This window comes from Ochrobactrum sp. BTU1, from assembly GCA_018798825.1.
GTDB lineage: Bacteria > Pseudomonadota > Alphaproteobacteria > Rhizobiales > Rhizobiaceae > Brucella.
The window spans coordinates 980,495-996,582 of sequence record CP076354.1 but is presented as its reverse complement, the minus strand read 5'-3'; the positions used below and the strand labels follow the sequence as shown (position 1 = coordinate 996,582).

Genomic DNA, 16,088 nt, shown 5'->3' with positions numbered 1-16,088 from the left:
TAACAATCGATACGTACGAACAAACAGGACGGGCTTGTTCTATGAAGATTGCTTGTAGACGTTTTTTTCGCCTGGCATCGCCAGCGATGGTGTTAACGACCGCATTATTGATAGCCGGCTGTACAACCACCCAACCGGTGCAGCAATGCTCTCCAAAAGAGAAAGCGCGATTGTCGAGCAATGTTGCATCGACGAAAGCAAAACTTGAACAAAGCAAAGCTCAGCTTGCACGGACTCGTACTGAACTATCAAAGCAAAGCTGTTTCAGTGCGGGCAAATCCACATCGTGCACGCGCCTTAAGACGCGAGCCGATAAACTGCAGTCGGACGTTAAAACTCTTGAAAACCAGCTCTCTGAGCTAAACGCGACGATAGCTGGCAGATCCCACGCTGGTCGATATGTTCAGGCATGTTCAGCGACTTGGGCACCCGCTCGAAAAGCGCAGAAGGCTGCTCCCAGAAAAACAGCCTCAAACAAAATATCTAAACACGACCAGACTAAAGTCGCGAAAACCGTAAGTGAACCGGTCGAAGATTTCGTTGTTCCACCATACGAAGCATCGGAATCGAGTTACGCGCCGACATCACAACCAAAAGTTCAACCAACTGACTATATCGCTCCGACAGCAACCACACCGCCAGCGGAGCGCACCTATACGGAAAGCTCGAAAGTTAGAGTAGTCGGATCTTCGTTCTATCCGGACCAATCAAAACCAGTAGGTCCGCAAGCTCCGGACCATGCGCCTGCCCCGTAAGTGCGATACGCAGGGGCATGAATAATGTCTTGCCCTTGCGTCCCGTCGCGATCTTCACAGTATCGGTCCATGTTTTCCAGGTCTGCTTATCCCAAGGAGCAGCAGGTAGCAGTTTAAAGGCTTCCTGCACAAACACCTGATCTTCTTCGGCTAGCTCCGGCTTTTCCGGCAGATCGCCATTGATGATCTGCCACCAATGAGCCGCATCGTTGAAACGCTCAAGATTGCCACGAACAGTTGCCCAAAAAGCCTCTGCCTGATCGCCTGAAATGCCGAGTGCTTCGAGACGCTCTTTCGCTTTCTCAAAAGGCATATCATGCAGCAAAGCGCGGTTAAGCGTATCAAGTTCTGCTGGGTCAAACTTTGCCGATGATTTTGAAATCGCAGCAAGATCAAAACGTTCTGCCAAGGCATCCATATCGATCGCTGCCGAAACGGACTCGGATGTTCCGATCAGAATGGCCAGCGAAGCGACCGACATAGGTTCATAACCGCTTTCACGTAAGCTACCGACCGAAAGAGCGCCAGAGCGCTTGGAAAGCCCTTCGCCAGAAACCGTGGTGAGCAGGTTGTGGTGGCCAAAGACCGGCGGTTCGGCACCGAGCGCCTTGAAAATTGCAATCTGCACGCCCGAATTAGTGACATGGTCGTCACCACGGATGATGTGGGTGATGCCAAGATCAATATCATCAACAACCGATGGCAGCGTATAGAGATAAGTGCCGTCTTCGCGAACCAGAACCGGATCGGACATGGAAGCCAGATCTACAGTCTGTGGCCCACGCACCAGATCATCCCAATGGACTTCAGTGCGTGTGGTTGCGAAAGGATCGCTTTCAAAGTTTGGTAGAAGGAAGCGCCAGTGCGGCTTGCGGCCCTCAGCTTCGAAAGCTGCCTTTTCATCATCGGTCAGCTTCAGAGCTTCGCGGCCATAGACTGGCGGCAAACGACGCGCGAGACGAAGCTTGCGACGGCGTTCGAGTTCGTCTGCTGTTTCATAGCAGGCATAGAGAAGACCAGCCTGCTTCAGCTTCTCGACAGCCTTGGCATACACATCAAAACGCTTTGACTGATATTCGACCCGGTCAGGCGTAACACCCAGCCATGCGAGATCGACGGCAATAGCATCGGCATATTCCTGCCTGGAGCGTTCAACGTCTGTATCATCGTAACGCAGAATAAAATTGCCGCCGTTCTTCTTGGCGTAAAGCCAGTTTGAAAGTGCGGTACGTGTATTGCCAATATGAATATACCCCGTCGGCGACGGTGCAAAACGAACTGTTACGGTCATTATGAAATCTCTCAGCGGTCGCGGAAGCGGTTCGTTATTGGATAACGACGATCACGTCCGAAATTCTTCTTGGTAATTTTGACACCAGGCGCAGATTGGCGGCGCTTGTATTCGGCCAGATTAAGCAGGTGCTCGATGCGTTGCACCGTCTCAAGCTGATGGCCGCGCGCGACGATCTCGGCATTGCTCATTTCGTTTTCAACGAGGCATTCGAGAATGTCGTCCAGCACCGGATAAGGCGGAAGACTGTCCTGATCTGTCTGGTTTTCACGCAATTCTGCGGATGGCGCTTTTGTGATGATGTTTGTCGGGATAACCTCGCCAGCAGGGCCAAGGCTGCCAACCGGAACATTGTTGTTGCGCCATTCGGACAGAGCAAAAACCTGCATCTTATAGACGTCCTTGATGGGGTTGAAGCCACCATTCATGTCACCATAAAGCGTTGCATAGCCCACCGACATTTCCGACTTGTTGCCCGTGGTCACAACCATCGAACCGAACTTGTTGGAAATTGCCATAAGGATAGTGCCGCGTGCGCGGCTTTGTAGATTTTCCTCAGTAACGCCGCTCTCAGTACCTTCAAACATTGGCTTCAATGCAGACAGAAAGCCTTCGACAGGCTCTGCGATAGGCACAATATCGTAACGCACGCCAAGCGCCTTCGCGCAATCGGCAGCGTCTTTCAACGACTCTTCCGAGGTGTAGCGATATGGCAGCATCACGCAGCGCACGCGATCCTTGCCAAGCGCATCGACACCTAACGCCGCGCAGATTGCGGAGTCGATACCACCTGACAGACCAAGCACGACATCCTTGAAGCCGTTCTTGTTCACATAATCACGCAGACCCAGCATACAGGCCGCATAATCAGCTTCCAAACCTTCTGGCAGCTTTGCCTTTTCAGCTGCTTCGCAATTCCAGCCCTCGCCGTCCCGCTTCCAGACAGTCAGCGTAATCGCTTCCGCAAATTGCGGCATCTGCAGGCTCAGGGTCTTGTCGGCATTAAAAACAAAGGAACCACCATCGAAGACCAGCTCATCCTGCCCGCCAACCTGATTGGCGTAGAGCATCGGAAGTTCGGTTTCGATAACCTGTTTCAAAACGACCTGATAGCGGCGTTCGATCTTGGCGCGGTGATAAGGCGAACCGTTTGGCACCAAGAGAAATTCAGCGCCGCTTTCAGCTAGCGTTTCGGCTACTCCGAGATCGCCCCAGATATCTTCGCAAATCGGAATACCAATGCGCACACCGCGGAAATTCACCGGACCTGGCATTGGACCCGGCTGGAATACGCGCTTTTCGTCAAATTCGCCGTAGTTCGGCAGATCGACCTTAAAACGCTCGGCAATGATCTCGCCGCCATCCAGTACAGCAATCGAATTATGCAAACCGCTATTGCGTTGCATAGGCGTGCCGATAATAACGCCCGGGCCGCCGTCAGCGGTGTCTTTGGCTAGCTCACCAACAGCCTTTTCACAGGCCGCGACAAAGGCAGTCTTCAGCACAAGATCTTCCGGCGGATAACCTGCAATGAACAACTCGGTGAACATCACAAGGTCGGCGTTCATTTTGGCTGCTTCTGCGCGGGCTGCACGCGCCTTTGCAAGATTTCCGGCGATGTCGCCCATAACGGGATTGAGCTGTGCAACGGCAATACGAAGCATATCGAGATTCTCGCTGGTGCTGATCATGCCCAAGCTTTAGCGCGCTTGTGCAATTAATTGCAACGGATGGAGTTCAAGAACGGCTGTTCTTTGTCAGATCATATAGGTCGTAATAAGAATATAGCCCCATGTGGCAGCTACAAACACAATCGCGATCAGGACGGCGAGCGACCCGCAATCCTTGGCAATCTGAATTTCTTTATGAAAATCACGCGAGACTGCATCGCAAGTGGCCTCAATACCCGTGTTGAGCACTTCAACCAGAATGAGGAACAGGATCGATCCCGTCATCAGCAAGAATGCCAGCGCACTAGGAGCCAGGAAAAATGCGATTGGCAACGAAAGCAGAAACAGGACAAGCTCCTGCTGAACCGCTTTCTCGTGCTTGGCCAAATGCCGGAGAGCACGCATTGAATTGAGAAACGCCAGAATAATCCGCTTCATCGATGCCCCCAAGTGAGTTTTCGCCAAAATCAATAAGCGAATTCAGCCGAAACACAACAGGGCGGAGGATAAATCCTCCGCCCTGTGTTGAATTGATGTGGCTTGATCCGACTAGGCGTTAACGGCCTGCTTTTCCGAACCTGAGTCACGTTCCTTCTTGAGCAACTCTGCCAGAAGGAAGGCCAGCTCAAGTGCCTGATCGGCATTGAGACGTGGATCGCAATGCGTGTGGTAACGGTCGTGCAGGTCTTCCGCCGAAATTGCGCGAGCGCCGCCGGTGCATTCGGTGACGTTCTTGCCAGTCATTTCGACATGAATACCGCCCGGATGCGAACCTTCGGCACGATGAATCGCGAAGAAGGATTCCACTTCCTTGAGGATGCGGTCGAACGGACGCGTCTTGTAACCGCCTGCGGTGATCGTGTTGCCGTGCATCGGGTCACAAGACCAGACGACCTTGCGGCCTTCACGTTCAACAGCACGGATGAGCTGTGGCAGATGATCGCCGACCTTGTCGTAACCGAAACGAGCAATGAGCGTCAGACGACCTGCTTCGTTTTCTGGGTTGAGAAGATCGATCAGACGGATGAGATCATCCGGCTGCAGCGATGGGCCACATTTCAGACCGAGCGGATTCTTGATGCCACGGCAATATTCGATATGCGCATGATCGGCCTGACGTGTACGGTCGCCAATCCAGATCATGTGACCTGAAGTGCCGTACCAGTCGCCGGAGGTCGAATCGACGCGTGTGAGCGCTTCTTCATAGCCAAGCAGCAATGCTTCATGGCTGGTGTAGAAATCGGTTTCACGGAGCGAATGATTGCTATCGGAAGTGATCCCAATGGCACGCATGAAGTTCATCGTTTCCGAAATACGCTGTGCGAGAGCTGCATAACGCTCTGCCTGCGGGCTTTTGCCAACAAAGCCGAGCATCCACTGATGCACGTTCTCAAGGTTAGCGTAACCACCCTGCGCGAATGCACGCAGCAGGTTCAGCGTTGCAGCAGACTGGCGGTAAGCCATGTCCTGACGCTGCGGATCAGGGATACGCGAAGCTTCATCGAAATCGATGCCGTTGATGATGTCGCCACGGTATGATGGCAGCTCGACGCCATTGAGCGTTTCCATGTCGGAAGAACGCGGCTTGGCGAACTGACCAGCAATACGGCCAACCTTAACAACAGGCTTGGAGGCACCAAACGTCAGAACAACGGCCATCTGCAAAAAGACGCGGAAAAAGTCGCGGATATTATCCGCGCCATGTTCTGCGAAACTCTCCGCACAATCGCCGCCCTGAAGCAGAAATGCCTTGCCTTCGGCAACATCCGCGAGCTGGTTCTTCAGCTTGCGGGCTTCACCTGCAAATACGAGCGGTGGATAGGTACGAAGGCGAGCTTCAACATCGGTCAGAGCCTGTGCGTCTGGATAAAACGGCACTTGCTTGATCGGTTTGTCTCTCCAGGAATTCGGGGTCCAGTTCTTCGTCATTTCACACCTGTTTTAATTATCCGCGCGATTTCTCTCGGATTTTGTCCTCCTTAACACGAAAGCCGGCATCCGTTTCTATTGGACAACTCAATGCCCAAACACGGAAACCGGCATACGTGATCGCGTTGATATAATGTAGTCGCTCGCTTTATACCAGCAAGAATCGTTAACAGGATCAGCGTGCGACGAAAGATTTAGCCGTCGACCTTTTCTCCGTTCACAACACGGTAGGTCGGCTTGTACATCGTGACCAGTTCTTCAGCCGCGGTGGGGTGAACGGCCATGGTGCGGTCGAAGTCATCCTTCGTTGCGCCAGCCTTTAGCGAAATGCCCAGAAGCTGTGCCATTTCACCGGCATCCGGCCCCATGATGTGGGCGCCGACAACCCTGCGGCTCTTGGCGTCAACGATGAGTTTCATCAGCATCTTTTCGTTACGGCCAGACAGCGTGTTCTTCATCGGGCGGAACAAGGCGCGATAGACTTCCAATTCTGGATACTTCTTCGCAGCTTCATCCTCCGGCAATCCAACGGTGCCGATTTCAGGCTGCGAGAAGACTGCAGTGGCGATCAGCTCATGATCCGGCTTGGTTGGATTGTCCTTGAAAGCGGTCTCGAGGAAGCACATGGCCTCATGGATTGCCACCGGTGTCAGCTGAACGCGATTGATAACGTCACCGACAGCCCAAATATTGGAAACACTGGTGCGCGAATAGTCGTCGACTTCGATAGCACCCTGCGCGTCGGTTTTAACGCCAGCCTTTTCAAGACCAAGGCCCTTCGTGTTAGGCTTACGGCCGATAGCCATCATAACCTGACCGACATTGAGTGTCTCGCCATTGGTCAGAGAAACTTTCAGTTCGCCGTCAGACTGCTTTTCGACCTTCTCAAAAACTGCACCGCAGATGATACGTATGCCTTTTGCTACCATCGTTTCATGGAGCAGATGACGGAGGTCAGGATCAAAGCGCGACAGGATTTCTTTGCCGCGGTAGACAATCGTGGTTTCAACGCCGAGACCGTGGAAAATATTGGCAAACTCGACAGCGATATAACCGCCGCCTGCAATGACGATTGCTTTCGGCAGTTCTTCCAAATGAAATGCTTCGTTGGAAGTGATGCAATATTCTGCGCCCGGTAGAGAGTCGTGCACACTTGGGTGCCCACCGGTTGCAATCAGAATCTGGTCAGCGGTTACGCGACGACCATCTGCTTTCAGCTCAATAGTATGCTCATCGATAAGCTCGGCGCGGCTTGCAAAAATATCGACCTTGGAATTTTCCAGGCCTTTTCGATAAAGGCCCTCAAGGCGGGTAATTTCGTTGTCCTTGGCTTCGATCAGTTTCTTCCAGTCAAAGCTCGATTTGCCAACTTCCCAGCCATAGCCAACGGCGTCTTCAAAATGCTCGGGAAATTGCGAAGCGTAGACAAAGAGCTTCTTGGGAACACAACCACGGATAACGCATGTTCCACCCATGCGATATTCTTCGGCCAGACCAACCTTCTTGCCCATGGCACCGGCCAGACGCCCTGCCCGGACACCGCCGGAACCACCGCCGATAACAAAAAGATCATAATCGTAGTCGGCCATGGTGCTCTCCATTCAAAATCAACACTGCGGTTTATGTAAGCAAAAGAAAAAGCCCGGCCAAGTCGCCGGGCTTCTAAATTTTAGTTTACTGCAAGCAATTACTGCTGCGCTGGCTGCTCAGGGGTAGCTGGGGCAGCAGTTGCGCCAGCCTGCGCTGCGAGAACTTCTGCAACACCGGTTGCGAGGTCACGAGCAATGCCGTTCTGCCAGATATTTGCAGCCTTAACGACTTCACGAGTCACGATTGGACCTTCAGCGAGAAGCTTCTTGCCTGCTTCCGAGGTGTAGAAAGCCGAAATTGCCTTGAGTTCATCTTCGCTGAATGCGTTTGCATAAGCGCGGGCAGATTCGGTTTCGAGGTCTGCGCGACGCGACGCAAGAGCGAGAGCCTTGTCATCAACGGTCTTGGTGATGAGAGCTTCGAGATTCGGATCTTTCTGGATGAGTTCGCCCTTCAGAGCGCGAGCTGCACTTGGCAGGATCTCATCAAACTGCTCCGTCGCATTGATAGAAGCGATTGCTGCGCGTGCAGCTTCCAGATGCGAAGCAGAAATTTCCTGTGCAGAAGCCGCATGAACGCCTGACATCAGGACGAGTGCGGAAAACGGTGCAATCAGACGGCGGAAGCCAGTTGCCGGGATCATATGGTCGGTACTCCGTTCAAACAATTCGTGTCGGCGCTTCAAGGCCGGTTCATGGTTCGGATACCGTCAGCGCCTGCGATAATCGCGGCCCGTGCCAGTCCGATGAAAAGTCCATGCTCAACAACGCCCGGTATGGCGAAGAGAGCGTCGGATAGAATCTTTGGATCGGGAATGCGGCCAAAAGATGCATCCACGATATAATGTCCACCATCCGTTACAAACGGCGAGCCATCTTTTAACCGCAGGACCAGTGGACCTGCAAGGCCACATTGCGATGCTGCCAACTCAATGCTGCGCAAAGTTGCGCCAAGACCGAAACGATTAACCTCAATCGGCAGCGGAAAGCGTCCAAGCGCTTCAACAACCTTCGATCCGTCCCCAATAACAATCATTGAGTCGGATGCAGCCGCGACAATCTTTTCACGAAGAAGCGCACCACCGCCGCCCTTTATAAGCGACAGATTGGCATCGACTTCGTCTGCACCGTCAATGGTCAGATCGAGATGCGGCGTTTCTTCGAGTGTCGTCAGTGGAACACCGAGTTCAGCGCAAAGAGCAGCAGTCCGCTCAGATGTCGGTACACCGATGATCTTGAAACCACCGTTTACCTTTTCGGCCAGCAGACGCACGAATTCTTCGGCTGTTGAGCCTGTTCCAATTCCCAGACGCATTCCGTCCTTGACGTGCGTCAGTGCCTCTGCAGCGGCGGCGATTTTCAGCTTGCGTGCTTCATCCATGCCTGAATTCCTATATTCCCAGCGGATTCTCACCCGGCTCCGTGAACGCCTCTAGCATGTGCGTGCGGTGCAACAAAGCGCTCAATACAAAATATCGCGATTTTTGCGATAGGCTCTCGTTTCTGCGAACGATTTGGCCTATTTGAGAAAGCGTTTAGCAATGCGCTCGCAAGTATCATTCCTGAAGGAAGTCACATGTCCGCTGTCAATTCCCAACCCATTATCGTTTTCGATCTCGACGGAACCCTGGTCGAAACGGCTCCGGACCTTTTGGACAGTCTGAATCATTGCCTTGCTATTTCAGGTCTGCGGACCGCTGATAGTGAATCTCTGCGCCGCTTCGTTGGACAGGGCGGCCGCGTCATGATCGAGCGCGCTTTTGCAGCACAGCAGAAGCAGGTCGATGACGTGAAGCTTGATCACCTTGTCGAAGAATTTCGCGAACATTATGCAGCGCATATGCCGGGTCACTCGACATTTTATCCTGGCGTTCTTGAAGCGATGGATCGCTTCAGCGCGAATGGTTACACCTTGGCTGTTTGCACAAACAAGTTTGAGGCTCTGGCCGTCAAATTGCTGACTTCTATGGGTGAAGCAAACCGTTTTGCAGCAATTTGTGGTGCAGATACCTTTGCTTATCGCAAGCCTGACCCACGCCACCTGACAGATACGATTGCCAAAGCGGGCGGAAATCGCGACCGCGCCATCATGGTTGGCGACAGCCGTACAGACATCGACACCGCCAAGGCAGCTGGTATCCCTGTGGTTGCCGTCGATTTCGGTTATACTGACTTGCCGGTACAGCATTATGAACCGAGCCGCGTCATCTCTCACTATGATGAGTTCACGCTCAATATGGCTGAACAGCTTCTGGAAGCAGTTGCAGATCAGGTCTGAAATAAGGATTGAGAATATGAAGCGATTTCTAATATTTACTGCTGTTTCCTCAACAGTATTATCAGCTAGCGCTTTTGCTCAAGACCAAGCACCGACAGGGTTGCCAGGCGTAGAACCGCAGAAGCCTATTGTATCTGCGCCTCCGCCTGCCCCGGAACCCAATTCGCAACCCGCCGGAAGCTGGAAAAACTTCCGCGTTGGCAATACCGATGTTTCGATTTCCGGCAGTGTTTCCGTCGATGTCGGAACCGGTGGTAGCCGCAGCTCAGGGCGCTAATCGTTCAAGTGCAGACCAGACAGCGGGCAGTTGGTTCGGCAAATCCTCTGCAATAAGCCCGTGACCGAAGCGTCGTCCAGCGTCAGCGTGTATCCACACAGCTGCACTTGCCGCCTCAAAGGCTGGCATCCCCTGTGAAAGCAGTCCGCAAACAATACCCGCCAGTACATCGCCGGATCCAGCTGTTGCGAGAAACGCTGTACCGTTTGCGTTGATAATGGCACGACCGTCAGGCGCAGCAATCACCGTATCCGGGCCTTTATAGATCACGACGGCATTGGCGCGGCTTGCGGCTTGACGCGCTTTATCCGTCTTTGAACTATCTGCTTCCGCAGCAATATCCGGGAAAAGACGTCTGAACTCGCCTTCATGTGGCGTGAGCACAAGAGCCGTATGCGCGCTACGCTTGGCCTTAAAAAGCTGATCTGGCTTATTTTCAAATGCCGTTATGCCATCCGCATCGAGCACCAGCCCTTTCAGATATTCTGCCTGCCCATCAACGGCGGAAAGGAGCAACAAAGCATGATCTCGCGCAAATGACGGGCTGCCACATCCCGGACCGAGCACACAGGCAGCTACTTTGCGATCCTTCACAAATGTCTCTACATCTTTGATATTGCGGGTTTCGCGTACCATGATGCTCGTCAGATGCGCGGCATTTGTCAGAAGTGCATCAGGCGGCGATAAAAGTGTAACTGCCCCGGCACCACTCCGTGCCACAGCCATTGCTGACAGTCGCGCGGCACCCGTTGAATGCGCAGGTCCGGAAAAGACGACCGCGTGACCACGACTATATTTGTGCGTGTTGATTGAAAGCTGCGGCAGCTGACCTCGCCAAAGCTCAGGTGAGTTTTCAAATGTCTGGGGTTTGATAGTGGTCAGAACGTCATCAGCAATGCCAATATCTGCAACATGAAGAATTCCGCAATGTGCCCTGCCCGGTTGTAGCAAATGGCCCGGTTTTTTGCGGAAAAACGTCACCGTTGCGCGCGCATCGACGGCTCCACCCAATATTTGACCGCTCGCACCGGAAATGCCGCTCGGTAAATCGACAGCTATAACCGGAATGCCGGATGCGTTTAATTCTCCAATAACGGAAGCTTCGACACCCCCGATGCTACGCGTGAGGCCTGCACCGTATAGCGCATCAATAACGCCTGCAAAATCGACCGGCGAAAACGCACTGAGCCGACGCACTTCTCCTTTATAAAACAGCAATGCCCGCATAGCGTCGGAACCCTGCCGGGGCTGTGCAGTTCCAAAGCACATGACATCCATGCCAGCCTCAAGCAGAAACTGCGCGGCTACATAACCATCGCCACCATTATTTCCGGGTCCGCAAAGAACGGCTATCGGCCCCTTACCTGCAAACATGCCCAGAGCCACATGCGCGACCGCATGACCGGCGGCGAGCATCAGTGAAAAACCATCGCGCGTGCCAGATTCGATAGTCAGTCTATCCGCACTCGACATTTCCGCTGGCGTCAGCAGTTCAAACATGGCTTCCACTTCCCCTTATTATCGAAGTGATTAATTACGCGGCACTTGCGCTCCATCAAGATTGATTAACTTCTGCGCATTTTGTCTATTTTTTATGCATCGCTAACAAGCTCGAAACCTTGTTGAATATCTTTCATACGGACAGCCTTGTCTCAATGACAATAATAATGCCACTCTGGGCCAAAGAAAGTTGCACTTCTGAAATTACTGAAAATGCGCTAGCCTTGACTTTGGTGCCATTTTCTCTGGGAGTGACAGGGCAACTTCGGGAATTTTTGCTTGAAAAAGCAAGCAACTTAAAAAATTTGATCGGCATAGATCGAGTTGGCACAGTTCATGCTTCTATATTTACGAAACGGGCACAATGTCCATTTCCGAACAAGAGCGGAGACAATTCTCTGATGAAAAAGATCGAAGCCATCATTAAGCCTTTCAAGCTCGATGAAGTGAAGGAAGCCCTTCAGGAAGTTGGTTTGCAGGGTATTACTGTAATTGAAGCCAAGGGTTTCGGCCGACAGAAGGGCCATACCGAGCTTTACCGTGGCGCGGAATATGTCGTCGATTTTCTTCCAAAAGTGAAAGTCGAAGTCATCGTCGCCGACGAAACCGTCGATGGCGCCATTGAAGCTATCCGCAAGGCAGCCCAGACGGGCCGCATTGGTGACGGTAAGATTTTCGTCTCCAATATCGAAGAAGTTATCCGTATCCGTACCGGCGAATCCGGCGTGGACGCGATCTAACGAAACCAAGTCTACCGACCATCGTCGTGCAAACAGGATACCAAAATGACGACTGCCAATGACATTCTGAAACAGATCAAAGACAACGACGTCAAGTTTGTTGACCTCCGCTTCACAGACCCAAAAGGCAAACTGCATCACGTTACGATGGATGTCGGCCTGATCGATGAAGAGATGTTTGAAGATGGCGTCATGTTCGACGGCTCTTCGATTGGTGGCTGGAAGGCTATTAATGAATCCGACATGGTTCTCATGCCAGATCCGGAAACCGCTCACATTGATCCGTTCTTTGCTCAGTCCACGCTGGTAATTCTCTGCGACATTCTTGATCCGATTTCGGGTGAAGCTTATGGCCGCGATCCACGCACGACTGCAAAGAAGGCTGAGTCCTACATGAAGTCGCTCGGCATTGGCGACACTGTTTACGTCGGCCCGGAAGCTGAATTCTTCGTATTCGATGACGTCAAGTACAAGGTCGATCCGTTCAACACCGGCTTCAAGCTCGATTCGACCGAACTGCCATCGAACGATGATACCGATTACGAAACCGGCAATATGGGCCATCGCCCACGCGTCAAGGGTGGTTACTTCCCTGTTCCACCAGTGGACAGTCTTCAGGACATGCGCTCCGAAATGCTCACCGTTCTGACGGAAATGGGCGTAACGGTTGAAAAGCATCACCACGAAGTGGCTTCAGCTCAGCACGAGCTGGGTACAAAATTCGACACGCTCGTCCGCAACGCCGACAAGATGCAGATCCAGAAATATGTCGTGCATCAGGTAGCCAATGCCTACGGCAAGACTGCAACCTTCATGCCAAAGCCAGTTTTCGGCGACAACGGCTCGGGTATGCACGTTCACTTCTCGATCTGGAAAGACGGCAAGCCAACCTTCGCTGGCAATGAATATGCCGGTCTGTCAGAAAACTGCCTGTACTTCATCGGCGGCGTTATCAAGCACGCCAAGGCTGTGAACGCATTCACCAACCCATCGACCAACTCCTACAAGCGTCTGGTCCCTGGCTATGAAGCTCCGGTTCTACTGGCTTACTCGGCTCGCAACCGTTCTGCTTCTTGCCGTATCCCATTCGGCTCGTCGCCGAAGTCGAAGCGTCTTGAAGTTCGCTTCCCGGATCCATCAGCAAATCCATATCTCTGCTTCTCAGCGCTGCTGATGGCTGGTCTTGACGGTATCAAGAACAAGATTCATCCAGGCCAGGCCATGGACAAGGATCTCTACGATCTGCCTGCAAAGGAACTGAAGAAGATCCCAACCGTTTGCGGTTCGCTTCGTGAAGCCCTGCAGGCGCTCGACAAGGATCGCGAATTCCTCAAGGCTGGTGGCGTATTCGAGGACGACCAGATCGATAGCTTCATCGAACTCAAGATGGCTGAAGTGCTGCGTTATGAAACAACGCCGCATCCGGTTGAGTTCGATATGTACTACTCGGTTTAATCGGAATTGCGCGTGGCAATCAGAGATTGCCACGCGCTCCGGTTACTTCTTTAAAGCGCCTCTTATGCGAAAACCGTTTTACGATTTTGGGGATGCGCTTGAGTTACCGAGGGGAACGACGTGCCAGAAGGCGCGCGAAAGAAAACCCGGCGAAAGCCGGGTTTTCTCTTTTTATACAGTTTGTTACAGCTATTAGATAAATAATAACTAGAGCGCTTGAAGTACGCGGGCTGCGACCATCATTTCGCCTAGACGTGTCTTGCGACGTGCCTGCGCTTCAGCATCTTCGCCCCAATGTTCGACAGTCCAGTCTTCATCGAGATGGGCACGGTTCCAACCGTCTTCGACAGAGACTTCGCCTTTGGCAATTGCCAATGCAATCAGTGCGGAGCCGGTCAGCGTCGTCATCGTATGGAGCGATGCCAGCGCAATAGGATTCTTGAATTCCGACAGATGAATGCCGAAAGCTGAAATCGCTTCGCGTGACTGTTCGACATGCATCACACCTTCTGCAAGTGCAAAACGTGCGCCAAGGCTTTCTGCCCAGTCGATCAATGGGTCCCATTGTTCGGTCTGACGCGCAACCAGCTCTTTCGGGCTCGCGGCGCGGTAACAGATCATGTCCGTTCCGGCAAAACGCAGAATGTCTTCGAAAACCGCCTGCGGGTCTTGAGCAATGCCATCAATCGCCGTGTTCACCAAACGCGTTGCAGGCATTTTGGAAGGATCTATAACTTCCACCTGTGCACGGAATTCTTCCGCAATAATTTCCGCAGCTTCGCTTGTTGGGAGAAGCAGAACAGCCCGTGCCGGTGTTTTGACCGGACGACCATCGAGATGCACGGTGAACCCGCCTTCGGCTTCGGCAACTTCAGCTTTTTCATAAAAGCGCTTCGGCAGCGGTGTGCGCATCAATTCCTGAGAGCGCTTTACCGGGTCGGTTTGCGAAATCGGCATTTCAGCTTGGGGATCGCTCAGAGTGTCGCGCATAATAATATCCAATTATTGTAGGTCAGGATGCGAAAGCATCCATTTCATGCAGAATCGCATGGAGTTCTTCAGGCTTGTTCATGACATAATGGGCGCCTGCATCTTTCAGTGCGTTGGGCTTATGATAGCCCCACGAAACACCAGCGGCACGCGCACCTGCTGAACGAGCCATTTGCATATCGTAGATCGCATCGCCGATCACGATTGTTCGCTCTGGTTCTATCCCCATTTCGGCACAGGATTCAAGCACCATAGCCGGATGAGGCTTGGACGGGCAATCATCGGCGGTACGAACGGTCATGAAATGATGTCCAATGCCATGACGTTCGAAAATCGAACGCACGCCACGCTGCGACTTACCGGTAACGATACCCAACAACAAATCATCGCGACTGCCAAGCTCAGTCAGAAGTGGCAGAATACCGTCATAAAGCGGCTCTGCAAAATCAGGGTTCTGACGGTACTTTACAAAGTTTTCCTTGTAACGCTGCGTGAGCCAGTGCGCCTGTTCGTCAACTTCGCGACCGAGCAACTGCGCAATAGCGATTGGAAGAGAAAGACCGATGATTGAGTGGGTCTGCTCGATTTCAGGCGGAACAAGTCCAGCGTCATTAAAACTGGCGACCATGCAATGGTGAATAGTGTCACCACTATCGACAAGCGTGCCATCACAATCAAAGAGAACGAGTTTCATCGGGCGGCTCCGGCTTTTGCTGGTCGATTGATGATAATGAGGCCTAGCCCGATCAGACCGAGTGCGGCAAAGATTTTCCAACCCAGTGGTTCATTGAGCAGCAATCCACTGAGGAGTACGCCGAAAGCTGGCGTTAGGAATGCAAAGTTGGACAATTTGGACGCCGGATACCGACGCACCATCCAGAACCACAATGGATATGTCACAGCTACCACGAACATTGACTGAAATAGAAATGACAGAACTGAGAGCATATCGGGATCGCGGATCAATGGTCCGCTCAAAGACATGAATGGCAACGGCACGAGTGCTGCTACGGCAAGCTGATAAAGCAACGTCTTCTCAGGCGCAGCACTTGCAAGCTTAGACCGCTTAATGACGAGCGTGGTCATTCCCCAAAGCATACCGGAAATCAGCGCAAGCAGATCGCCGTAGACCGCATTGGGGCCGGGACGGCTGATATGATCTGAAAAGACCACGAAAACACCAAGAAACGCCACGCACATGCCTATGAAGGCACGCATGGACATTCGTTCGCCCAAAAGAAAATGACTGCCGATAGCGACCCAGAACGGCATGACATTCATCATCAGCGTGACACGTCCCACACTGGTCAGTTCCATCGCCAGAAAGATCAGAACAAATTCGACACCAAAAAGAAGACCGGCCAGAATACCTGGCTTCAGTGTGCCATCACGGCCAAACAGCGGAATGCGCTTCCAGTAACACCAGAGAAAAACGCAAAGGCCGCCCAAAGCTGCACGACCTGCGGCCATGAGCATGGGATTAAAGCCGCGATTGCCGATCTTGATGGCAACCTGGTTAAGCCCCCAGGTGAACATGATGAACATGACGAGGGCAATTGCCAGCCCGTCGAACGACACCCGGCCCTGAACCGATCCTCCCCCCGTAGCCGACAT

The 16,088-nt window shown here is 52.6% G+C and carries 15 protein-coding genes; 4 read left to right on the top strand and 11 right to left on the bottom strand.

Features of this window, described 5'->3' with window-relative positions; genetic code table 11:
- Positions 1 to 672: 672 nt before the first annotated feature.
- From KMS41_04795 to rpiA, 7 genes are all read right to left on the bottom strand, one after another.
- Positions 673 to 2,046, bottom strand: a complete 1,374-nt coding sequence (locus KMS41_04795; protein QWK78552.1) for a glutamate--tRNA ligase — start codon at positions 2,044 to 2,046, stop codon at positions 673 to 675.
- An 11-nt stretch (positions 2,047 to 2,057) separates the two neighbouring features.
- On the bottom strand, positions 2,058 to 3,737 hold the full coding sequence (locus tag KMS41_04790) for an NAD+ synthase (protein ID QWK78551.1): 1,680 nt from the start codon (positions 3,735 to 3,737) through the stop codon (positions 2,058 to 2,060).
- Between the two features lie 66 nt (positions 3,738 to 3,803).
- Positions 3,804 to 4,154 (bottom strand): diacylglycerol kinase, encoded by a 351-nt coding sequence (locus KMS41_04785; protein ID QWK78550.1) that lies wholly within the window; start codon positions 4,152 to 4,154, stop codon positions 3,804 to 3,806.
- A 111-nt stretch (positions 4,155 to 4,265) separates the two neighbouring features.
- Positions 4,266 to 5,645, bottom strand: a complete 1,380-nt coding sequence (locus KMS41_04780; protein QWK78549.1) for a 3-deoxy-7-phosphoheptulonate synthase class II — start codon at positions 5,643 to 5,645, stop codon at positions 4,266 to 4,268.
- A 194-nt stretch (positions 5,646 to 5,839) separates the two neighbouring features.
- Positions 5,840 to 7,234, bottom strand: a complete 1,395-nt coding sequence (gene gor / locus KMS41_04775; protein ID QWK78548.1) for a glutathione-disulfide reductase — start codon at positions 7,232 to 7,234, stop codon at positions 5,840 to 5,842.
- A gap of 98 nt (positions 7,235 to 7,332) precedes the next feature.
- Complete coding sequence (locus tag KMS41_04770) at positions 7,333 to 7,878, bottom strand: DUF2059 domain-containing protein (protein ID QWK78547.1); 546 nt, start codon at positions 7,876 to 7,878, stop codon at positions 7,333 to 7,335.
- A 38-nt stretch (positions 7,879 to 7,916) separates the two neighbouring features.
- Positions 7,917 to 8,615 (bottom strand): ribose-5-phosphate isomerase RpiA, encoded by a 699-nt coding sequence (gene rpiA / locus KMS41_04765; protein ID QWK78546.1) that lies wholly within the window; start codon positions 8,613 to 8,615, stop codon positions 7,917 to 7,919.
- A gap of 195 nt (positions 8,616 to 8,810) precedes the next feature.
- Between rpiA and KMS41_04760 the strand changes: the two genes are divergently transcribed.
- On the top strand, positions 8,811 to 9,512 hold the full coding sequence (locus tag KMS41_04760) for a phosphoglycolate phosphatase (protein ID QWK78545.1): 702 nt from the start codon (positions 8,811 to 8,813) through the stop codon (positions 9,510 to 9,512).
- Between the two features lie 16 nt (positions 9,513 to 9,528).
- Positions 9,529 to 9,789 (top strand): hypothetical protein, encoded by a 261-nt coding sequence (locus KMS41_04755; GenBank protein QWK78544.1) that lies wholly within the window; start codon positions 9,529 to 9,531, stop codon positions 9,787 to 9,789.
- On the opposite strand, the gene KMS41_04750 is transcribed toward KMS41_04755, so the two are convergent.
- Positions 9,778 to 11,289: an NAD(P)H-hydrate dehydratase gene (locus tag KMS41_04750; protein ID QWK78543.1), complete on the bottom strand. Its 1,512-nt coding sequence runs from the start codon at positions 11,287 to 11,289 to the stop codon at positions 9,778 to 9,780. The two genes, KMS41_04755 and KMS41_04750, sit on opposite strands and share 12 nt — an antisense overlap.
- Before the next feature lie 401 nt (positions 11,290 to 11,690).
- On the opposite strand from KMS41_04750, the gene KMS41_04745 reads away from it, so the two are divergent.
- Positions 11,691 to 12,029 (top strand): P-II family nitrogen regulator, encoded by a 339-nt coding sequence (locus tag KMS41_04745; GenBank protein QWK78542.1) that lies wholly within the window; start codon positions 11,691 to 11,693, stop codon positions 12,027 to 12,029.
- A 45-nt stretch (positions 12,030 to 12,074) separates the two neighbouring features.
- Positions 12,075 to 13,484, top strand: coding sequence for a type I glutamate--ammonia ligase (glnA, locus tag KMS41_04740; protein ID QWK78541.1), 1,410 nt, complete (start codon positions 12,075 to 12,077; stop codon positions 13,482 to 13,484).
- A gap of 207 nt (positions 13,485 to 13,691) precedes the next feature.
- Here the strand turns inward: glnA and KMS41_04735 are convergent, their stop codons facing one another.
- Genes KMS41_04735 through KMS41_04725 form a run of 3 tightly spaced genes read right to left on the bottom strand, consistent with a single transcriptional unit; the run spans position 13,692 to position 16,088 of the window.
- A complete protein-coding gene (locus KMS41_04735; GenBank protein QWK78540.1) occupies positions 13,692 to 14,474 on the bottom strand; it encodes an ATP12 family chaperone protein in 783 nt (260 codons plus the stop codon).
- Between the two features lie 22 nt (positions 14,475 to 14,496).
- Complete coding sequence (locus KMS41_04730) at positions 14,497 to 15,168, bottom strand: HAD-IA family hydrolase (protein ID QWK78539.1); 672 nt, start codon at positions 15,166 to 15,168, stop codon at positions 14,497 to 14,499.
- Positions 15,165 to 16,088, bottom strand: coding sequence for a DMT family transporter (locus tag KMS41_04725; protein ID QWK78538.1), 924 nt, complete (start codon positions 16,086 to 16,088; stop codon positions 15,165 to 15,167). Before KMS41_04725 ends, KMS41_04730 begins: the two co-directional genes overlap by 4 nt.